Genomic DNA, 22,011 nt, shown 5'->3' on the forward strand with positions numbered 1-22,011 from the left:
TTATATGAGTAAAAAAAGAATTTACGAATATGCGAAAGAATTAAATGTTAAGAGTAAAGAGATTATAGATGAGTTAAAAAGTATGAATGTTGAAGTTTCTAACCATATGCAAGCGTTAGAGGACGATCAAATTAAATCGCTTGATAAAAAGTTTAAACCACAAGAAAGTGGCAATGATACGAAACAAAACACTCAAAATAATCACCAAAAACAACAAAACAATAATAAAAATAATAAACAAAACAACAAAGGTAACGCGAATCAAAAAGGCAATCATAACAACAAAAATAACAATAACAAAGGCAATAACAAAAATAATAAAAACAACAAGAATAACAAGAACAATAAAAATAATAAAGGTAACAAAAACAACAAGCCGGCAGCAGAACCAAAAGAAATGCCTTCTAAAATCACATATGAAGAAGGTATTACAGTTGGCGAATTAGCTGATAAACTTAATATTGAATCATCAGGAATTATTAAAAAGTTATTCTTATTAGGTATTGTTGCCAATATTAACCAAGCGTTAGATGAAGAAACATTAGAATTAATTGCCGACGATTATGGTGTTGAACTAGAGAAAGAAGTCGTAGTGAACGAAGAAGATTTATCAATTTATTTTGATGAAGAAGAAGATGATCCTGATGCAATTGAACGTCCAGCGGTAGTTACTATTATGGGACACGTTGACCATGGTAAAACAACATTACTTGATTCAATTCGCCACACTAAAGTAACAGCAGGAGAAGCGGGTGGTATCACACAACATATCGGTGCTTATCAAATTGAAAATGCAGGCAAAAAAATCACATTCCTTGATACGCCAGGACACGCAGCATTTACTACAATGCGTGCGCGTGGTGCGCAAGTAACAGATATTACAATTTTAGTTGTTGCAGCCGATGATGGTGTAATGCCACAAACAATTGAGGCAATTAACCATGCTAAAGAAGCTAATGTTCCTACAATTGTAGCAGTGAATAAAATTGATAAACCAACTGCAAACCCTGATCGTGTAATGCAAGAATTAACCGAATATGGTTTAATTCCTGAAGATTGGGGCGGTGAAACAATCTTTGTTCCACTTTCAGCATTAAGTGGTGACGGTATTGATGATTTATTAGAAATGATTGGTTTAGTTGCTGAAGTGCAAGAATTAAAAGCGAATCCTAATAAACAAGCGATTGGTACAGTAATTGAAGCAGAATTAGATAAATCTCGTGGTCCTGCCGCTTCATTATTAGTTCAAAATGGTACTTTAAACGTTGGGGATTCTATCGTAGTAGGTAATACATTTGGACGAATTCGTGCAATGGTTAATGATTTGGGCCAAAGAATTAAATCAGCTGGTCCTTCTACGCCTGTTGAAATTACAGGGATTAATGATGTACCGTTAGCAGGGGACCGCTTCGTTGTCTTCAAAGATGAGAAACAAGCGCGTCGTATTGGTGAAGCGCGCCATGAAGCTAGCGTTATTCAACAACGTCAAGAAAGCAAAAATGTATCATTAGATAATTTATTCGAACAAATGAAACAAGGTGAAATGAAAGACCTTAATGTTATTATCAAAGGTGACGTTCAAGGTTCAGTTGAAGCACTTGCCGCTTCTCTTATGAAGATTGATGTTGAAGGCGTTAACGTGCGTATTATTCACACGGCAGTTGGTGCAATTAATGAATCAGACGTTACATTAGCTAATGCGTCAAATGGTATTATCATTGGTTTCAATGTGCGTCCTGACGCAGGTGCTAAACGTGCTGCTGAAGCAGAAAATGTTGATATGAGACTTCATCGTGTTATTTATAACGTTATTGAAGAAATTGAATCAGCTATGAAAGGTTTACTTGATCCTGAATTTGAAGAACAAGTTATCGGACAAGCTGAAGTACGTCAAACATTCAAAGTGTCTAAAGTTGGTACAATTGCAGGTAGTTATGTTACTGAAGGTAAGATTACTCGTAACGCAGGTGTACGTATTATTAGAGACGGTATTGTTTTATTCGAAGGTGAATTAGACACATTGAAACGTTTCAAAGATGATGCTAAAGAAGTAGCCCAAGGTTATGAATGTGGTATCACAATTGAAAAATTCAATGATATTAAAGAAGGCGACATTATCGAAGCATTCGAGATGGTTGAAATCGAAAGATAAAACGATGAGTTATGAAGTGGACTGAGTCTGGGACATAATTTCATCAATATAGCCAGTAAATGAGTTTTTATAAATTCATTTACTGGCTTTTTCATTTTACAATACCTCGTATGATAGGCGCGCTTGCCCAAATTGTTTAGTTTGTGAAATCTCTTTTCAAGATTTATTAAATTGGAGCTCGCGTTCAACTACATTTCATTATCCTTTTAGGTTTACTTACTTAAGTACTAGTGTGCTTATTTTCATGAAATTAATGCTCCTAAAAAACAGTCTCGACAAAATGCTTCTTTATGCATAGACAAAATCTAAGTTCTCAAATTTCAAAATACAAAAAGCGCTTTAAAACTTTTTTATCTATTTATATTTTAAGACAAAAAAGTAAATAAAAAAGAAAAAGTTATATAATAATCATAATGAAAATTTTGATATTATATATTCATTATAAAAATTAAAATTTTGAGATTTCAAAGGGGAAAACTATGAAAAAATTTGCAAATTTAGCAATAGGCTGTTGCTTGAGTGGGGTTATACTATTATCAGGATGTAGTTCTGTACAAGCTGGAAAAGAAGGTGGAATGTTAACTTCATATAATGCAACATCACTTGATAAAAAATTAAATAATCAAGATGTGCACGTCGGGACAGTAAAGTTTATTGATAAAGACACTAATGATGGGTATGTACGTGCGTTTGATCAATTAAATCCAATTATAGTAAATGAGAGTAATAAAGATATTAAAGAAGTGACTGTAGCAGTAGCAGCATGGGACAAAAACGGTTTACCGGTTAAACCTGAGTTTGCTATGGCTCTTAGTGGTGATTCTTATATTAACAATTACGTAGATGAAGAAATTAATTTGACCGGCCATGGAGATAGTAAGAAAGAAATATTTAATTTAAAAGATGATAAAGATATTGAAACATATAAGTTTATTGTTTCTGAATATAAAGATTTTGAAGGCCACACTTGGAAGAATCCACTTTATGATAAATTTGAGAAAATTTATGGTCAAAAACGATTAAAAGATATTAAAGGAAGCAACAATACAACGATTTCAATTGATAATGAACATTAGAAATTTTGTTTTTAGTGCTAATAAGATATAATAAAATAATGAATAAATTTTTATGATAAATTTAGTTTATATGTCTTTACGAGCATAGTTATAAGGGTATAATGAAAAGATAAATTTTTTAAAGAGGTGAAATATCCATGAGTAACATGAGAGCAGAACGCGTTGGCGAACAAATGAAGAAAGAAATTATGGATATCGTAAATAATAAAGTTAAAGATCCTAGAGTGGGCTTTATCACAATTACAGATGTTGAATTAACAAACGACTTATCACAAGCCAAAGTGTACCTTACTGTGTTAGGTAGTGAAAAAGAGGTTAATGATACATTTAAAGCATTAGATAAAGCGAAAGGATTCATTAAATCTGAATTAGGTTCAAGAATGAGACTACGAATTATTCCAGAATTATTCTTTGAATATGATGAATCAATTGAGTATGGTAATAAAATTGAGAAAATGATTCAAGATTTGCATAAGCAAGATAGATAATTGTCTATTAACTAAGTTATAGAATATACTTTGCTATTTTATTAACATTACAAATACAAATTGAACGAGAAATAGAATAAACACTAATTTTTAAGCTATTCAAAATAATCGTCGCTTATACGGGGGTGGGACAATAAATTCAAATCGAATGATGTTCCACTCCCGTCTCATTTTGAGTTTCAAGGGAATATTGATTGTATGCGAAAAGTGTGGTTTGCTAAGTCAATTTAAGTTATAACAATTAATTTTCATAACACATATTCACTCAGATAAGTTATGATACATAGAGGTAGTTAAAATGAAGGACGTGAAAAAATGTATAACGGTATTTTACCCGTTTATAAAGAACGTGGATTGACGAGTCATGATGTCGTCTTCAAACTAAGAAAGATTTTAAAAACTAAGAAGATTGGTCATACTGGAACCTTAGATCCTGAAGTGTCAGGTGTATTGCCTATATGTATTGGTCCTGCAACGCGTGTAAGTGATTACGTCATGAACATGGGTAAATCCTATCATGCGACCATTACATTAGGAGAAAGTACTATTACTGAAGACCAGACGGGTGAAGTTATAGATAAAGTTGAAGTTCTTGAAAATGAGGTTAATACAACCGACATAGATGACGTTTTGAGAACTTTTGAAGGCCTTATAGAACAAATTCCACCCATGTATTCATCTGTTAAAGTCAATGGGAAAAAGTTATATGAATACGCAAGAAATGGTGAAACAGTTGAAAGGCCAGTGCGTCAAGTGAAAATTGATTTGATTGAGCGTACATCTGATCTCCAATTTGAAGATAAAAAATGTCATTTTAATATTAAGGTGAAATGTGGTAAAGGAACTTATATTCGTACACTTGCTACGGACATCGGTAAACAATTAGGTTATCCGGCACACATGTCTTTATTAACGCGAACGAATTCAGGTGGTTTTGATGTTAAGGATAGTCTCACATTAGAGCAAATTTCTCAATTACATGAGCAAGACGCATTACAATCGCAACTTTTTCCTATAGAATATGGTTTGAAAAGTTTGCCGAAAATCAATGTTTCTGATGAGAATATGAAAAAAAGAATATTAAATGGACAAAAGTTTAATAAAAGACTTTTTAATCAAATCATTGACGAACAATTAGTCTTTGTTGATTCTGAAACTCAGAAAGTAATGGCAATTTATGTTCAACATCCAGATAAAAAATATGAAATAAAACCTAAAAAAGTATTTAATTAAAGGAGTCAAAAGTTATGAAAGTGATAGAAGTAACCCATCCAATTCAAGAAGATCAATTGATAAAAGAAGACGTTGCGATGGCATTTGGCTTTTTTGATGGCATGCATCGTGGTCATCATAAAGTGTTCGAAGCATTGGATGAGCGTGCTGCAGCGCGAAATCTAAAAAAGGCAGTTACAACATTTGATCCTCACCCTTCTGTCGTGTTAAATCCAGAACGTAAACGTACGGACTATTTAACACCACTTTCAGATAAACTTGAGATGATTGAACAACATGATGTAGATTATTGTATTGTAATCAATTTTTCATCACGCTTTGCGAGTGTAACCGCAGAAGAATTTGTCCAAGACTATATTATTAATAATCATGTGCAAGAAGTAGTTGCTGGATTTGATTTTACATATGGTAAATTCGGAAAAGGTAACATGTCTGTATTAAATGAAATGGATGAATTTAGCACAACCATTGTTGGTAAACAAGAGATGGAAACCGAAAAAATTTCTACTACAGCGATTAGGGAAGCTTTGAAAGAAGGTAATTTAAAGAAAGCCAATGAGCAATTAGGCTATCTTTACAGAATTAAAGGGACTGTAGTACAAGGGGAAAAACGAGGTCGTACTATTGGATTCCCAACCGCAAATGTTCAACCAAGTGATGACTATGTATTACCTAAAAAAGGTGTTTACGCTGTAAGTATGGCAATTGGTGCTGAAAATAAAATCTATCGTGGTGTCGCTAATGTTGGTGTAAAACCTACATTCCATGACCCATCAAAAGCTGAAGTAGTTATTGAAGTTAACATTTTTGATTTTAATGACAATATATATGGTGAACGTGTCATAGTATATTGGCATCATTACTTGAGACCAGAAGTGAAATTCGATGGTATCGATCCTTTAGTTGAACAAATGAACAATGATAAAGAAAAAGCTAAATACCTACTATCGGTTGATTTTGGTGATGATGTATCGTATAATATCTAAAGTTGAGTTCTAATAAATGGAATTCACTACTATTATTCCTTTATCTTGGCGGGTTGAGACTCCGACGCCTAGCTCAGATTAAGGTGTATACAAATTTTAGGAGGAATTTAATTATGGCAATTACTCAAGAACGTAAAAACGAAATTATCAAAGAATATCGCGTGCACGAAACTGACACTGGTTCACCAGAAGTACAAATCGCTGTTTTAACTGCAGAAATCGCTGCATTAAACGAACATTTACGTGAACACAAAAAAGATCACCATTCACGTCGTGGATTATTAAAAATGGTAGGTCGTCGTCGTCACTTATTAAACTACTTACGTAGTAAAGATATTCAACGTTACCGTGAATTAATTAAATCATTAGGTATTCGTCGTTAATTCTAATATATTAAGAGGAAAGCACCATTTAGTTTGGTACTTTCCTTTTTTTATCGTTTAATATTAAACACTAATATAAAATTTTAAAAATAAATGATATGATGTAGTTAATAGATTTCAGAGAGGAGATTCATAATGTCTCAAGAAAAAAAGGTATTTAAAACTGAGTGGGCTGGAAGATCGTTAACGATTGAGACAGGGCAACTAGCTAAACAAGCTAATGGTGCAGTGCTAGTACGCTACGGAGATACTGTCGTATTATCAACTGCTGTTGCATCTAAAGAACCACGTGATGGTGACTTTTTCCCATTAACAGTTAACTATGAAGAAAAAATGTATGCTGCTGGTAAAATTCCAGGAGGATTTAAAAAACGTGAAGGTCGTCCAGGAGATGAAGCAACATTAACAGCACGTCTAATCGATAGACCGATTCGACCACTATTCCCAAAAGGATACCGTCATGATGTTCAAATTATGAACACGGTGCTTAGTGCAGACCCAGATTGTTCACCAGAAATGGCAGCAATGATAGGTTCTTCAATGGCATTAAGTGTTTCAGATATCCCATTCCAAGGACCAATTGCTGGTGTGAACGTAGGTTATGTTGATGGTAAATATGTCATTAATCCTACCGTTGCAGAGAAAGAAGTTTCGCGTCTAGATTTAGAAGTTGCTGGACATAAAGATGCAGTAAACATGGTAGAAGCTGGTGCAAGCGAAATTACTGAGAAAGAAATGTTAGAAGCCATCTTCTTTGGTCATGACGAAATCAAACGTTTAGTAGCATTCCAAGAAGAAGTGATAGCACACATTCAACCAGTTAAGAAAGAATTCGTTCCTGTAGAACGTGATGAAGCATTAGTATCAAGAGTTAAAGCATTAACCGAAGAAAAAGGTCTAAAAGAAACTGTTTTAACTTTTGATAAGCAACAACGTGATGAAAATTTAGACACGTTAAAAGCTGAAATTGCAACTGAATTTATTGACGAAGCAGATCCTGAGAATGAATTGTTAATTGATGAAGTTTATGCAATTTTAAATGATTTAGTTAAAGAAGAAGTACGTCGTCTTATCGCTGATGAAAAGATTAGACCAGATGGACGAAAACCAGATGAAATTAGACCGCTTGAATCAGAAGTTGGATTATTACCACGTGCACATGGTTCAGGGCTGTTCACACGTGGACAAACACAAGCTTTATCTGTGCTCACATTGGGTGCCTTAGGTGATTATCAATTAATTGATGGTTTAGGACCAGAACAAGAAAAACGTTTCATGCATCATTATAATTTCCCTAATTTCTCAGTAGGTGAAACTGGTCCAGTGAGAGCACCAGGTCGTCGAGAAATTGGACATGGTGCTTTAGGTGAAAGAGCATTAAAATACATTATTCCAGATACATCTGAATTCCCATATACTGTTCGTATTGTAAGTGAAGTATTAGAATCTAATGGTTCATCATCACAAGCATCTATTTGTGGTTCAACATTAGCTTTAATGGATGCAGGTGTGCCAATTAAAGCACCTGTTGCTGGTATAGCTATGGGGTTAGTTACACGAGAAGATAGTTATACAATACTTACAGATATTCAAGGCATGGAAGATGCTTTAGGCGATATGGACTTTAAAGTTGCCGGTACAAAAGATGGTATCACTGCGATTCAAATGGATATTAAAATTGACGGTTTAACACGTGAAGTCATAGAAGAGGCTTTAGAGCAAGCTAGACAAGGTCGTTTGGCAATTATGGATCACATGCTACAAACGATTGATCAACCACGTAAAGAACTAAGTGCCTATGCACCTAAAGTGGAAATCATGCATATTAAACCTGAAAAGATTAGAGACGTTATTGGACCAGGTGGTAAGAAAATTAACGAAATCATCGATGAAACTGGTGTTAAATTAGACATTGAGCAAGATGGTACAATCTTTATTGGTGCAGTTGATCAAGACATGATCAATCGTGCGCGTGAAATTATTGAAGAAATTACACGTGAGGCTGAAGTAGGTCAAGTTTATAACGCAAAAGTTAAACGTATTGAAAAATATGGAGCATTTGTTGAATTATTTGCTGGTAAAGATGCGTTACTACACATTTCTCAAATTTCAAAAGAACGCATTAATAAAGTAGAAGATGTATTGAGTATTGGAGATACGATTGAAGTTAAAATTACTGAAATTGATAAACAAGGTCGTGTTAACGCATCTCACAAAGTATTAGATGAAAATAAATAAACAGTAAAGTGCTTGTTAGAAACGTATTTTTAACTTAGTCAATAACAGTTATTTTACTAGTATGAGAGTCTAGGATATAAAAAAATATAATAATGCTATTTTGCAAATTAAAGTAGCTGACAGAACTGAGAAGGCATTTAGAACAAGCTTTTCTCTGCTCTAGTCATCCTTGCGGGGGGTGGGACACGAATTTAAGAAAAATTCTGTCCCACTTTCTTTCATTTTGCGCGATTTAATAAATCAATCCTTATTTTTTATTAAATACTAAATTCAATCATGACTATAATTCCCTGAGAAACACTTTAATAGTGTACATCCAACATAAATTAAATTATAATAAATTATGAGTTTATATGGACGGGGATTTTTATAATAGGAGGTAACATTTTGAGTTTAGTGAAAAAAAAGAATGACGATATTCGTATCATTCCACTTGGTGGTGTGGGCGAAATCGCAAAAAATATGTATATCGTTGAAGTAGACGATGAAATGTTTATGTTAGATGCGGGGTTAATGTTCCCAGAAGATGAAATGTTAGGTGTAGATATCGTTATTCCTGACATCCAATATGTCATTGATAATAAAGATAAATTAAAAGGAATCTTTTTAAGCCATGGTCATGAACATGCTATCGGTGCAGTTAGCTATATTTTAGAACAAATTGATGCGCCTGTATATGGTTCTAAATTAACGTTAGCGCTTGTTAAAGAAAATATGAAGTCTCGTAACGTTAAGAAGAAAGTTCGTTATTATACAGTTAATCACGATTCAGTTATGCGATTTAAAAATGTTAATATTACGTTCTTTAATACTACACACAGTATTCCTGATAGTTTAGGTATTTGCATTCATACGTCATACGGTTCTATCGTATATACTGGTGAATTTAAATTTGACCAAAGTTTACAAGGACACTATGCACCTGACATCAAACGTATGGCTGAAATTGGTGAAGAGGGTGTCTTCGCATTAATTAGTGATTCTACAGAAGCTGAGAAACCAGGCTATAATACACCTGAGAATGTAATTGAATCGCATATTTTTGATGCGTTTGCGAAAGTGAAAGGTCGTTTAATTGTATCTTGTTATGCTTCTAATTTTATTAGAATTCAACAAGTATTAAATACAGCAAGTAAATTGAACCGTAAAGTTTCATTTTTAGGTCGTTCATTAGAAAGTTCTTTTAATATTGCACGTAAAATGGGATATTTTGATATTCCTAAAGACTTATTAATTCCAATTAATGAAGTAGGAAATTACCCTAAAAATGAAGTAGTAATTATAGCTACTGGTATGGAAGGCGAACCTATCGAGGCATTGAGTCAAATGGCGCAACATAAGCATAAAATTATGAATATCGAAGAAGGAGATTCTGTATATTTAGCGATTACTGCATCAGCGAATATGGAAGTAATTATTGCTGATACATTAAATGAATTAGTGCGTGCAGGTGCATATATTATTCCTAATAATAAAAAAATTCATGCATCTAGTCATGGTTGCATGGAAGAATTAAAAATGATGATTAATATCATGAAACCTGAATACTTTATCCCTGTTCAAGGTGAATTTAAAATGCAGATTGCACATGCTAAATTAGCTAATGAAACTGGCGTAGCACCGGAGAAAATTTTCTTAGTCGAAAAAGGTGACGTTATACACTACGACGGTAAGGACATGGTATTAAACGAAAAAGTTAATTCTGGCAATATTCTCATCGATGGTATCGGTGTAGGAGATGTTGGTAATATCGTTTTAAGAGATCGTCATTTACTTGCAGAAGACGGTATTTTTATCGCAGTTGTTACATTGGATCCGAAAAACAGACGAATTGCTGCTGGTCCAGAAATTCAATCACGTGGATTCGTATATGTCCGTGAGAGTGAAGAATTAATGAAGGAAGCAGAAGAAAAGGTTCGTGAAATTGTTGAAGCAGGTCTTCAAGAAAAACGTATTGAATGGTCTGACATTAAACAAAATATGCGAGATCAAATCAGTAAATTGCTATTTGAAAGTACGAAACGTCGTCCAATGATTATACCAGTCATTTCTGAAATATAAGATATATACAATCAAAAAGAGGTCGGGACAACATCACAGTTGTGTAATAATTTTAAAGGCAACGTTTGAGAATAGCCTTAATTATTCACTTTATTTTATGACGCTTTGAGTCTAAATGTGGTATGTATTGTTCCAACCTCTTTCGTACTTTTAATAATATTAATAATACATATCGGAAAAATGAGAATTAGATGTTTTACAAAGAGTTACTAAGTGAGAAATAAAGAAGGTGTACGATTTTGCCACAAACTAAGAAAAAAACTACAACCCGTAAAAAGGGCGCAACAACCCGTAAATCGACTAAAAAAAAGCAACAGAAGAAGGACAGTTCTTTACGCTATGTTATTGCAATCATAATAGTCATTTTGTCGATTTTAGGAATGTTCCAATTAGGCATTGTGGGTCGAATGATAGATAGCTTTTTCAATTATTTGTTTGGAATGAGTCGCTATTTAACATACATATTACTCAGTTTAATTACGGTTTATATAGCAATGCAAAAGCAATTTCCTAAGACAAGACGTACTTTCGGATTGATATCGCTACAATTTGTGTTATTGATTACAACACAAATTATTTACCATTTTCAAAAAGGGGCGGTATCTCAAAGAGAACCAGTTCTATCTTATGTCTATAAGGCTTATGAACATAGTCATTTTCCAAATTTCGGTGGGGGTTTAATAGGATTCTATTTACTTAAAATATTTATTCCACTTATTTCCATTGCAGGTGTCATCATCCTCACATTAATCTTATTAAGTTCAAGTATTATACTATTGCTTAAACTTAGACATAGAGATGTTGTCAAATCTTTAATTGATAAAATGAAAAATTCGAGTCAAAGTGCGTCATCTAATTTGAAAGAAAAAAGAGCACAAAATAAACTCAAAAAAGAAGCGCGCCAACGTGAAAAAGAAGTAGAGCGTGAGCGTCAAAGACAAAATGAATTTGAGCAAGAACAACTTGAGTCAGAGCAAATTAAAGATGTAAGTGATTTTCCAGAAGTTAATCCAGAACCGGAAGACATTCCTATTTATGGTCATAGTGAGTCGCAAGAAAATAAGCAACCTCCTGTTAACAAGCGCAAGAAAAGACAATTTGGTATTAATAACGAAGATCATGCTAAAGAAGTAAATCAAAATAACGAAAAGCATCAACGCCATAATACAAAGTCAGATTCAGCTTCTAATGATGATCATCAAATGAACGGTTCAATTTCTGAAGCGGGAGAAGAGGCTAATGCTGCATATCACATTCCGCCATTATCATTACTTAATCAGCCAGCTAAACAACAAACAACTTCTAAGGCTGAAGTTCAACGTAAAGGCCAAATACTTGAATCTACAATGAAAAACTTTGGTGTTAATGCTAAAGTGAAACAGATTAAAATTGGGCCAGCCGTAACACAATATGAAATTCAACCTGCTCAAGGCGTTAAAGTAAGCAAAATTGTGAACTTACATAATGATATTGCACTTGCATTAGCAGCAAAAGATGTACGTATTGAAGCGCCAATACCTGGACGTTCAGCAGTAGGCATTGAAGTGCCAAATGATAAGATTTCATTAGTTACCCTTAAGGAAGTGCTTGAATCTAAATTTCCAGCAAGTAACAAATTAGAAGTAGGTCTTGGTAGAGATATTTCTGGTGAACCAATGACAATTCAATTAAATGAAATGCCACACCTTCTTGTTGCCGGTTCAACAGGTAGCGGTAAGTCTGTATGTATTAACGGTATTATAACTAGTATTCTATTAAACGCTAAACCACATGAGGTCAAGCTCATGTTGATTGACCCTAAGATGGTAGAATTAAATGTGTATAATGGGGTGCCACATTTATTAATACCAGTAGTGACCAATCCACATAAAGCCTCTCAAGCCTTAGAAAAAGTAGTGGCAGAAATGGAACGACGCTATGATTTATTCCAACATTCGTCTACACGTAACATTGAAGGGTATAATAAATTTATACGTCGTCAAAATGAAGAACTCGATGAGAAACAAGCAGAATTACCATATATCGTAGTTATTGTAGATGAATTAGCTGATCTGATGATGGTTGCAGGTAAAGAAGTTGAGAATGCCATTCAACGTATTACTCAAATGGCCAGAGCAGCAGGCATTCATTTAATCGTTGCAACTCAAAGACCATCAGTAGATGTAATCACTGGTATCATTAAAAATAATATTCCTTCACGTATTGCATTTGCCGTAAGTTCTCAAACTGACTCTAGAACAATTATTGGCTCTGGTGGAGCCGAAAAGTTACTCGGCAAAGGTGATATGCTCTATGTAGGTAATGGAGAGTCATCTCAAACGCGTGTACAAGGTGCTTTCTTAAGTGACCAAGAAGTTCAAGATGTTGTTAATTATGTTGTTGAACAACAAAAAGCGAATTACGTGAAAGAAATGGAACCAGATGCACCTGTAGACAAATCAGAAATGAAGAGTGAAGATGCTCTTTATGATGATGCCTATATATTTGTTATTGAGCAACAAAAAGCAAGTACGTCGCTATTACAACGACAATTTAGAATTGGCTATAATCGTGCTTCTAGATTAATGGATGATTTAGAACGAAACCAAGTTATCGGACCACAAAAAGGTAGTAAACCAAGACAAGTATTAGTAAATTTAGATGATGAAGAGGTGTAAATGATGACAGAGATAAATGCAGCTTATAAAGTTAAGGAGTATATTCTTAAGCAAATTAAAGAACAATCTTTAAAACCTGGTGATAAACTACCTAGCAATTTATCTATTGCCAGAGAATTGAATGTGAAAACAGACGATGTCTATGATGCAATTGGTGAACTTATTACTGAACAAGTTTTGACTGATAACTTTGAAGAAGGACCAAGTGTAAAGTCATTACACCCCTTCTTCTATCCATTAAATAAATTATTCAGCATAAACGATATGATTCAAGAAGCAGGTTACCACTCAGGAACTGAATATTTGAGTTTAGAGGAACAACCTGCCTCCATATTAGATGCACAAATGTTAGGCATTGAAGATAAACAACCAATTACAATTATTGAGCGTCTACGCACTGCAAATCATCAGCCAGTTATTTATTGTTTGGATAAAATTTCAAAAGATTATCTTACCTGTACTGATTATCAAATCAGTGATGGTTCCATGCTAAATGCAATTGAGACGAATACCGGTCATAAAGTTGCTTCTGCTGAAACAGAAGTTGAAGCAATTAGTTATGAGCCACATATTTCTGATATTCTGAACGCTTCTCCACATGAAGGTTTAATGCTATTAAAGGTTGTACACTATGATGAATTGGGTAAACCTATTTTATATTCTTTAAATTATGTGAAGAGCAGTTTAGTTAAATTTAAACTGACACGTACAAAAATATAGATTTGATATTAAGGAGTGTGGATGAATGTTAGAACAACAAATCAATCAAGACCAACACATACATATCGATGTGTTACCTACAGAGAAATTTAAGACAACTATGATTACTTTCAAATTTATGGCACCTTTAGATTACGAAACCATCACAGCACGTTCTTTACTTAGTAAATTATTAGTTCGTGCTACACAAAAATGGTCAACTGATAAAGCGTTTAGTAAACAACTGTCAGAATTATATGGTGCTTACATACATAGTTTTGTTTCTAAATTTAAAGATAAACATGTGATCACTATCTCATTAGAAATTGTTAATGAACGTTACCTCAAAGATTCAACACCACTTTTTGAAAAAGGATTGAATGTCTTATATGAAGTAATCAATAAACCACTCATTGAAAATAGTGCGTTTAACGAAACATTTGTCAATCAAGAAAAATCTCTACTAACTAAAAAAATTGAAGCTATTATCGATAATAAGGCGCAATATTCATTTTTAAATTTATTAAAATACATGTTTAAAGATGAACCGTATCGCTACTTAGCGACAGGGCAAATTGAGAAAATAAATACAATTACACCTGAAAGCTTATATCATACATATCAAAATATGATTAACAATGATCAATGTTCGGTTTATGTTGTTGGCAATGTAGATGAACAAGAGGTTAAGCAATTAATCAAATCGAAATTTATAATTAAACCATTTGAAATGACGCAATCTAATGAACCGTATTTAATGGATTCAAACTCAGAACCACAATATATTGTTGAAGAGGATGAAGTGGACCAAGCAAAATTAAATATGGGCTATCGCTTTCCAACGCGTTTTGGGGCACATGATTATTATGCATTAGTAGTATTAAATACGATGTTTGGTGGGGACCCATCATCCGTTTTATTTAATGAAGTACGTGAAAAACAAAGTCTAGCCTATTCAATCCATTCGCAATTAGATGGTAAAAATGGTTATCTCTTTGTATTAAGTGGTGTATCAGCAGATAAATTTGAACTTGCTAAAGATACAATCTTGGAAGAGTTTGATAAATTTAAACGTGGTGAATTTGACGAGGATAAATTAGAACTCGCCAAAAAAATTATCATCTCCCATAGACATGAGATTGCCGATCGACCTAAAAGTATTATCGAAGTTATGCAAAATCAGTTACTTTTAGAACGTGTGCAAACAGATGAAAACTATATTAATCACATCCAAAAAGTTACTAAAGAAGATGTGGTAACTATGGCCAATAAAGCAAAACTTGATACGATTTATGCACTTACGAAGGGTGGTCATTCTTAATGAAAGAAACATATTATGAACTCATTGATGAGCGTGTATTTGAACATGAATTAGCTAATGGGTTACGTTTATTCGTTATTCCAAAAAAAGGATTTCAAAAAACATTCGTAACGTATACGACTCAATTTGGCTCTCTAGATAATACTTTTAAACCACATAATCAAGATGCGTTTGTAACTGTACCAGATGGCGTTGCTCACTTTTTAGAGCATAAATTATTTGAAAAGGATGACACTGAAGATTTATTTACTGCATTTGCAAGTGATAATGCGCAAGTCAATGCATTTACTAGTTTTGATCGTACTAGTTATTTATTCAGTGCAACAGATAATGTTGAAAGTAATATTCTAAGATTATTAGAAATGGTAGAGACACCATTCTTTTCGAAGAAAACGGTTGATAAAGAAAAAGGTATTATCGCTGAAGAAATAAAAATGTATCAAGAACAACCTGGCTATAAAATTATGTTTAATACGCTACGTGCGATGTATCAAAATCATCCAATTAAAGTGGATATAGCTGGTAGCGTAGAGAGTATCTATAATATTACAAAAGATGACTTGTATCTATGTTATGAAACATTTTATCATCCATCGAATATGGTGTTATTTGTAGTTGGCGATGTGAATCCAGAAAATATACGCGATATTGTTGAAATGCATGAAAATAAAAGAGATAAAACGAATCAACCTAGTATTGAAAGAGTGACTATTGATGAGCCAACTAAAGTGATAACACCTTTTGTAACTGAAGAAATGAAGCTACAGTCACCTAGGTTAATGTTAGGATTTAAAAATGAACCAACTAAGGCATCGCCACAACAATATGTACAACATGATTTAGAAATGACGCTATTTTTCGAATTAGTATTTGGTGAAGAAACGGATTTCTATCAAACATTATTAAATGAAGATTTGATTGATGAATCATTTGGTTATCAATTTGTGCTCGAACCTACCTATTGTTTTTCAATCATTACGAGTGCGACACAACATCCAAATAAGTTGAAAGAAGTGTTATTAAATGAACTCAACATGCATCGCGGTAAATTGAAAGACCAAGAAGCATTTGATTTATTGAAAAAACAATTTATTGGTGAATATATTTCAAGTTTAAATTCTCCTGAATATATAGCGAATCAATATGCTAAATTATATTTTGAGGGTGTTAGTGTGTTCGATATGTTAGAAATTATTGAGAATATAACATTAGATAGTATTAATGAAACAGCATCTAAGTTTTTAAATATTGATAATATGGTTGATAGTCGTTTGGAGCTTAAATCTTAATGAGAGCATTAGTACTTGGTGGCTCAGGAAGTATTGGTACAGCAATTGTAGAACGGTTATTAGAGGAAGGTAACGAAGTCATTGTTCAATATTTTCAATCTGATATAAATACGTTACAAGCTAAGTATGAAGGAGAAGCTGTTGAATTTATAAAAGCTGATTTATCACAAGATATTGATTTGGAAGAAACTTTTGGCCATGTGAAACATATTGATTGCTTGATTTATAGTAGTGGTACAGCTTTGTACGGCTTACTACAAGATATGTCAGATGAAGATATTGATCATAGCTACAATATACATGTTAAGCAATTAATACGATGTTGTCGTTACTTTATAGACACAATACGTCATAGTGAATATGGTCGAATTATTGTTATTTCGTCCATTTGGGGGGAAACAGGTGCAAGCATGGAGACCATTTATTCTACAATGAAGAGTGCTCAAATTGGCTTTGTTAAAGCGCTAAGCCAGGAATTAGCAATGACGAATGTCACTGTCAATGCAGTTACGCCTGGTTTTGTAAGTGGTAATATGGCACAATCATTTAATTCAGACGATATGGCGTCTATTTTAGCAGAGTTACCACAACAGCGAATGATAACTCCTGATGAAATCGCTCATACATGTGCTTATTTGTGGAGTCCACTTGCAAAAAGTGTTACTGGAACAATTCAAAAAGTCAATGGTGCTTGGTATATCTAATTTTAGACAGATTGAAAACGAAGAATAAAAAAATTTGTGTTTGTATTAAGTTCTAAATGCTATAATATGATTACTAATTTTTAATATTCCAATGGTAGGTTACCATTTAAAACAAGGGGCGGATATTGATGACAGTAGCCGAAAAAAAAGAATGGTATCTTGAGTATGAAATCACGGTTAACCGAGCAGGTTTACTAGGAGATATTTCAAGTTTACTTGGCATGTTAGGCATAAGCATTGTTACGATTAATGGGGTAGATCAAGGCCGACGAGGTTTATTAATTAAAACAGATAGTCTTGAAAAAGTTAATCGCTTTGAACATATAATCAATGAACTTAGTGAAATAGAAATAACCAAATTAAGAGTGCCTGAATTGCGTGATAGATTAGCTGTAAGGCATGGACGTTATATTGAACAAGATGCTGATGATAAAAAGACATTTCGTTTTGAACGTGAAGATTTAGGATTATTAGTTGATTTTTTGGCTGAACTTTTCAAAGAGGAAGGTCATAAGTTGATTGGTATCAGAGGTATGCCACGTGTAGGAAAAACGGAATCTATAGTAGCTGGAAGCGTATGTGCTCACAAACGTTGGTTATTTATAAGCTCTACTTTAATTAAGCAAACTGTACGCAGTTCACTTATTAAAGGGGAATATGATTCAAATCATGTCTATATTATTGATGGCGCTGTCACTGCTAGAGAATCAAATCCTAAGCATCAAGAATTAGTTCGTGAAGTCATGACATTACCATCAATTAAAGTGGTTGAACATCCTGATTTATTTGTAGAATCAGGGAACTATAGCATGGATGATTTTGATTATATTATTGAATTGCGAGAGAATGAAAATCAAGAAATTGAATATGATCAAATGAAGCAACAAACGGTTAAAAGTAAAAATTCGCTAGACTTTGGAGAAGACATGTTTGGCGGAGGTTTTGGATTTTTTGAATAGTGGTTGTGGAGGCTTTTGAAAGTGAAGACAATTGGTGAAACATTGAAAGGTAGACGCGAAAGATTAGGTATGACTTTAGCAGAGTTAGAAGAGCGTACTCAAATTAAACGTGATACGCTTAAATTAATCGAAGAAAACCGCTTTGATGAATTAGCGAAAGTGGACTATGCAGAGGGATTTATTCGCCGATATGCGAGTGTAGTAAATATAGATTCATATCAATTGATACAAGCGCATCGTGAGGAAATACCGGATAGTCAACATCAATTAAATGAACTTCTGAACAGATACCATAATGATGAAGCGCCTACATATCGCACTAAAGATAAAGAACCTCTACAATTAATGATATTAATTGGCGGTATTATTGTAATTACGTTTATCTTATGGGTCTTAGCTGTGTTACTATTATAAAATAAGAGATAAAATTAGAAATGAGGCTTTAACATGAATATACCAAATCAAATCACGATTTTTAGGGTAATATTAATTCCTGTTTTCATTTTATTTGCTCTAGTGAACTTTGGATTTGGCAATGTATCTATTTTAGGTGGATTTGACATCCGCATTGAACAACTTATTGCTGCAATTATCTTTATTGTAGCTTCTTTAAGTGACTTTCTTGATGGATACTTAGCTAGAAAATGGCAACTTGTAACGAATATGGGTAAATTTTTAGATCCTTTAGCCGACAAATTACTCGTTTCAAGTGCATTAATTGTTATGGTCCAATTAGGACTTACGAATTCTGTCGTAGCCATTATTATTATCGCACGTGAATTTGCAGTTACAGGATTACGATTATTACAAATTGAGCAAGGTTTTGTAAGTGCGGCAGGACAATTAGGTAAAATTAAAACTGCTGTGACTATGGTTGCAATTATCTGGATTTTACTGGGTGATTTATTAGCAACTTGGATAGGCATTCAAATAGGCCAAGTATTACTTTATATTGGTGTTTTATTTACGATTTTATCTGGTATTGAATACTTTTATAAAGGTAGAGATGTTTTTAAACACTAAATTAGTGAAAATATAACCAAGAATACTAGTGAATAGAAAGACAACGCTATTCCTAGTTATTCTTGGTTTTTTAAGTTCAAATTTTAGAATAAGCGTCATTTGATGCATTATAATAATAGATGTCGTGTAAGAATTATCACTATAGGGAGAAATGAACATGAATATTTCAATTATTGCTGTAGGTTCAGAACTTTTATTGGGCCAAATTGCCAATACAAATGGACAATATTTATCTAGATTATTTAATAGTATTGGAAAAAGTGTCGTTGAACATACGGTTATTGGAGACAATCCGCAAAGATTAGAACGTGTGGTTAAAGACGGGTTAAAACGATATGACACAATTGTGTTCACTGGAGGATTAGGACCTACGAAAGACGATTTAACAAAGCATACTGTTGCAAAAGTGCTTGGTAAAAATCTAGTAACTGATGCTACAGCATTAGAATATATAGAAAATTATTTTAAAGAACAAGGTCAAGAAATGACGCCGAATAATAAACAACAAGCGTTAGTTATTGAAGGTGCTAAAGTATTACAAAATCACTATGGAATGGCACCAGGTATGTTAGTGGAAATAGAAGATAAGAAAGTTATTTTGTTACCTGGTCCGCCAAGTGAAATGAAACCAATGGCCAAAAATGAATTATTACCTTGTTTAATGGATGACGATAGCGTTATTTTTTCAGAACAATTGAGATTTGCTGGAATTGGAGAATCTAAAGTTGAAACTGAATTGATGGATTTAATCGATCATCAAGATAACCCAACCATCGCACCGTTAGCTGGTACGCATGAAGTATATATAAGATTAACTGCCAATGCCGATACGAAAAATGAATGTAAAAACTTAATTGAACCTACTAAGAATGCAATTCTTGATAGAATTGGGAAATATTATTATGGTTCAGATGATATTGTAATTGAACAAGCACTTATGAATGCTATGGATACACGTTTTAGTTTATATGATGGTGTGACTAATGGCGCACTGTACACACGATTAAAAAATTATGATACCAATCATCTTTTAGAGGGACAATTACCAGATTCACGTGTCTTTATCTTTGAGATAGATAATATTGAAGATAAACTTAAATACGCAACACAATATGTAAAAGATTTATATAAAACTAAATTGGGTATAGCGTTATTACATGATCAAGAGCAAGTTTATCTTGGGTATAGCGATGAACGTGTATTTAAATTTGAAACATTTAAAATGCCGTTAAAACGAAATATATTACAAAACAGAAGTCAAAATTATGCCATAATAAAATTATTAAATTGGTTTAAATAATGTTTCTTTTTGAAAATATGAGTACCTATTGAGTACGTTTGTTCGATTTTGTGATAAGGCACTTCAATAAAAGCGAACAAATATTCGCAAAAAACTTGTAATTAGATTCAAATGAATGTATAGTATTAGTTAAGATATTAATACGAGGATTAACTCATTAATAGGAGGTTTCGCTTTGGATAATGATCGTCAAAAAGCTTTAGATACAGTTATAAAAAATATGGAAAAATCTTTCGGTAAAGGTGCCGTTATGAAACTAGGCGACAACAAAGGACGTCGTGTTTCAAGTGTATCAAGTGGCTCAGTTACTTTAGATAATGCACTTGGTGTAGGAGGTTATCCTAAAGGTAGAATCATTGAGATTTATGGTCCAGAAAGTTCTGGTAAAACTACAGTAGCTTTACATGCTATTGCTGAAGTACAGAAGAATGGTGGCGTTGCTGCTTTCATCGATGCCGAACACGCTTTGGATCCAGTATATGCTGAAGCACTAGGTGTAGATATTGATAATTTATATCTATCACAACCAGACCATGGTGAACAAGGTTTAGAAATTGCCGAAGCTTTTGTTCGAAGTGGTGCAGTAGATATAGTAGTAGTTGACTCTGTTGCAGCATTAACACCTAAAGCAGAAATTGAAGGTGAGATGGGTGACACACATGTGGGACTTCAAGCCCGTTTAATGTCACAAGCACTACGTAAATTATCTGGTGCCATTTCGAAATCGAATACTACGGCTATATTCATTAACCAAATACGTGAAAAAGTTGGTGTTATGTTTGGTAACCCTGAAACTACACCAGGTGGACGTGCGTTAAAATTCTATAGCTCTGTACGTTTAGAAGTTCGTCGTGCTGAACAGTTAAAACAAGGACAAGAAATTGTTGGTAATAGAACTAAGATTAAAGTTGTAAAAAATAAAGTTGCACCTCCATTTAGAGTTGCCGAAGTAGACATCATGTATGGTCAAGGTATCTCTAAAGAAGGTGAATTGATTGATCTTGGTGTTGAAAATGATATCGTAGATAAATCAGGTGCATGGTATTCTTATAACGGTGATCGCATGGGTCAAGGTAAAGAAAATGTAAAAACGTATCTTAAAGAAAATCCACAAGTTAAAGAAGAAATTGATCGTAAATTACGAGAAAAACTTGGTATTTTTGATGGTGATGTTGAGGATAAAGAAGAAGATGCGCCTCAAACATTATTTGATGAAGAATAACGTTTAAAACTTTAATTTTGAATTAAACACATGTATATTAATTTACTTGAAACGTATGAGTAAACAAAACGATTCATTTAAATAGTTGCTTGAAACATGATAAGAGTCTTCTACATTTGATAAGCTACTTTCGTTATGGACACTGAAAAAGTGTCAACAGAAGTAGTGTATCAGTAAAATGTAGTAGACTTTTTGTTATATAAAAATAGAACTTTCAATG

Annotated in this window: 17 protein-coding genes and 2 pseudogenes; all 19 read left to right on the top strand. The window is 33.3% G+C overall.

Translation table 11 applies throughout. The annotated features are described in order from the left end of the window. The first annotated feature begins 4 nt into the window (after positions 1 to 4). Positions 5 to 2,152, top strand: a complete 2,148-nt coding sequence (gene infB, locus KA858_RS03790; RefSeq protein WP_210135041.1) for a translation initiation factor IF-2 — start codon at positions 5 to 7, stop codon at positions 2,150 to 2,152. 479 nt (positions 2,153 to 2,631) lie between these two features. After that, positions 2,632 to 3,228, top strand: a complete 597-nt coding sequence (locus tag KA858_RS03795) for a DUF5780 domain-containing protein (protein WP_210135042.1) — start codon at positions 2,632 to 2,634, stop codon at positions 3,226 to 3,228. A gap of 137 nt (positions 3,229 to 3,365) precedes the next feature. Further along, entirely contained in the window at positions 3,366 to 3,716 is a 351-nt protein-coding gene (rbfA, locus tag KA858_RS03800) for a 30S ribosome-binding factor RbfA (protein WP_053029328.1), read from the top strand. A 315-nt stretch (positions 3,717 to 4,031) separates the two neighbouring features. Continuing rightward, positions 4,032 to 4,949: a tRNA pseudouridine(55) synthase TruB gene (gene truB, locus KA858_RS03805; protein WP_210135043.1), complete on the top strand. Its 918-nt coding sequence runs from the start codon at positions 4,032 to 4,034 to the stop codon at positions 4,947 to 4,949. Positions 4,950 to 4,963: 14 nt separating this feature from the next. Then, a complete protein-coding gene (gene ribF, locus KA858_RS03810) occupies positions 4,964 to 5,935 on the top strand; it encodes a riboflavin biosynthesis protein RibF (RefSeq protein ID WP_107630019.1) in 972 nt (323 codons plus the stop codon). A gap of 113 nt (positions 5,936 to 6,048) precedes the next feature. Continuing rightward, positions 6,049 to 6,318: a 30S ribosomal protein S15 gene (gene rpsO, locus KA858_RS03815; RefSeq protein WP_053018906.1), complete on the top strand. Its 270-nt coding sequence runs from the start codon at positions 6,049 to 6,051 to the stop codon at positions 6,316 to 6,318. Positions 6,319 to 6,453: 135 nt separating this feature from the next. Next, positions 6,454 to 8,556 carry a polyribonucleotide nucleotidyltransferase gene (gene pnp, locus KA858_RS03820; protein ID WP_053029331.1) on the top strand — a complete coding sequence of 701 codons (2,103 nt, stop codon included), beginning with the start codon at positions 6,454 to 6,456 and terminating at the stop codon, positions 8,554 to 8,556. A gap of 387 nt (positions 8,557 to 8,943) precedes the next feature. Next, complete coding sequence (gene rnjB, locus KA858_RS03825; RefSeq protein ID WP_210135044.1) at positions 8,944 to 10,617, top strand: ribonuclease J2; 1,674 nt, start codon at positions 8,944 to 8,946, stop codon at positions 10,615 to 10,617. A 239-nt stretch (positions 10,618 to 10,856) separates the two neighbouring features. Continuing rightward, positions 10,857 to 11,667 (top strand): annotated as a pseudogene (locus KA858_RS13060) (cell division protein FtsK); the annotation flags it as partial. A 149-nt stretch (positions 11,668 to 11,816) separates the two neighbouring features. Further along, positions 11,817 to 13,274: pseudogene (locus KA858_RS13065) on the top strand (DNA translocase FtsK); the annotation flags it as partial. Positions 13,275 to 13,277: 3 nt separating this feature from the next. Continuing rightward, positions 13,278 to 13,994, top strand: a complete 717-nt coding sequence (locus KA858_RS03835; RefSeq protein WP_210135053.1) for a GntR family transcriptional regulator — start codon at positions 13,278 to 13,280, stop codon at positions 13,992 to 13,994. Between the two features lie 25 nt (positions 13,995 to 14,019). Further along, a complete protein-coding gene (gene yfmF / locus KA858_RS03840; RefSeq protein WP_210135046.1) occupies positions 14,020 to 15,294 on the top strand; it encodes an EF-P 5-aminopentanol modification-associated protein YfmF in 1,275 nt (424 codons plus the stop codon). Continuing rightward, positions 15,294 to 16,583, top strand: a complete 1,290-nt coding sequence (yfmH, locus tag KA858_RS03845; protein WP_210135047.1) for an EF-P 5-aminopentanol modification-associated protein YfmH — start codon at positions 15,294 to 15,296, stop codon at positions 16,581 to 16,583. Before yfmF ends, yfmH begins: the two co-directional genes overlap by 1 nt. Then, on the top strand, positions 16,583 to 17,287 hold the full coding sequence (gene ymfI / locus KA858_RS03850) for an elongation factor P 5-aminopentanone reductase (protein WP_210135048.1): 705 nt from the start codon (positions 16,583 to 16,585) through the stop codon (positions 17,285 to 17,287). Before yfmH ends, ymfI begins: the two co-directional genes overlap by 1 nt. A 128-nt stretch (positions 17,288 to 17,415) precedes the next feature. Next, positions 17,416 to 18,246, top strand: a complete 831-nt coding sequence (locus tag KA858_RS03855; protein WP_016930681.1) for a YmfK family protein — start codon at positions 17,416 to 17,418, stop codon at positions 18,244 to 18,246. A gap of 21 nt (positions 18,247 to 18,267) precedes the next feature. Continuing rightward, the gene (locus KA858_RS03860; RefSeq protein WP_075109161.1) at positions 18,268 to 18,660 is read left to right on the top strand and encodes a helix-turn-helix domain-containing protein; all 393 of its coding nucleotides are present in this window, start codon (positions 18,268 to 18,270) and stop codon (positions 18,658 to 18,660) included. Positions 18,661 to 18,693: 33 nt separating this feature from the next. Next, positions 18,694 to 19,269 (top strand): CDP-diacylglycerol--glycerol-3-phosphate 3-phosphatidyltransferase, encoded by a 576-nt coding sequence (gene pgsA, locus KA858_RS03865; protein ID WP_053029338.1) that lies wholly within the window; start codon positions 18,694 to 18,696, stop codon positions 19,267 to 19,269. A 157-nt stretch (positions 19,270 to 19,426) separates the two neighbouring features. After that, positions 19,427 to 20,569, top strand: coding sequence for a CinA family nicotinamide mononucleotide deamidase-related protein (locus KA858_RS03870; protein ID WP_210135049.1), 1,143 nt, complete (start codon positions 19,427 to 19,429; stop codon positions 20,567 to 20,569). Positions 20,570 to 20,744: 175 nt separating this feature from the next. Beyond that, on the top strand, positions 20,745 to 21,791 hold the full coding sequence (gene recA / locus KA858_RS03875) for a recombinase RecA (RefSeq protein WP_053029340.1): 1,047 nt from the start codon (positions 20,745 to 20,747) through the stop codon (positions 21,789 to 21,791). The last annotated feature ends 220 nt before the right edge of the window (positions 21,792 to 22,011 follow it).

Origin of the sequence: Staphylococcus sp. GDX8P80P, assembly GCF_017893095.1 — a bacterium.
In the GTDB taxonomy this organism is placed as follows: Bacteria; Bacillota; Bacilli; order Staphylococcales; family Staphylococcaceae; genus Staphylococcus; species Staphylococcus borealis.

Coding starts and splice junctions, on each gene's coding strand:
- truB (WP_210135043.1), top strand. CDS start 4,032: ATGTATAACGGTATTTTACCCGTTTATAAAGAACGTGGATTGACGAGT.
- ymfI (WP_210135048.1), top strand. CDS start 16,583: ATGAGAGCATTAGTACTTGGTGGCTCAGGAAGTATTGGTACAGCAATT.
- rbfA (WP_053029328.1), top strand. CDS start 3,366: ATGAGTAACATGAGAGCAGAACGCGTTGGCGAACAAATGAAGAAAGAA.
- KA858_RS03855 (WP_016930681.1), top strand. CDS start 17,416: ATGACAGTAGCCGAAAAAAAAGAATGGTATCTTGAGTATGAAATCACG.
- pnp (WP_053029331.1), top strand. CDS start 6,454: ATGTCTCAAGAAAAAAAGGTATTTAAAACTGAGTGGGCTGGAAGATCG.
- rpsO (WP_053018906.1), top strand. CDS start 6,049: ATGGCAATTACTCAAGAACGTAAAAACGAAATTATCAAAGAATATCGC.
- KA858_RS03835 (WP_210135053.1), top strand. CDS start 13,278: ATGACAGAGATAAATGCAGCTTATAAAGTTAAGGAGTATATTCTTAAG.
- KA858_RS03870 (WP_210135049.1), top strand. CDS start 19,427: ATGAATATTTCAATTATTGCTGTAGGTTCAGAACTTTTATTGGGCCAA.
- pgsA (WP_053029338.1), top strand. CDS start 18,694: ATGAATATACCAAATCAAATCACGATTTTTAGGGTAATATTAATTCCT.
- infB (WP_210135041.1), top strand. CDS start 5: ATGAGTAAAAAAAGAATTTACGAATATGCGAAAGAATTAAATGTTAAG.
- yfmH (WP_210135047.1), top strand. CDS start 15,294: ATGAAAGAAACATATTATGAACTCATTGATGAGCGTGTATTTGAACAT.
- yfmF (WP_210135046.1), top strand. CDS start 14,020: ATGTTAGAACAACAAATCAATCAAGACCAACACATACATATCGATGTG.
- KA858_RS03795 (WP_210135042.1), top strand. CDS start 2,632: ATGAAAAAATTTGCAAATTTAGCAATAGGCTGTTGCTTGAGTGGGGTT.
- ribF (WP_107630019.1), top strand. CDS start 4,964: ATGAAAGTGATAGAAGTAACCCATCCAATTCAAGAAGATCAATTGATA.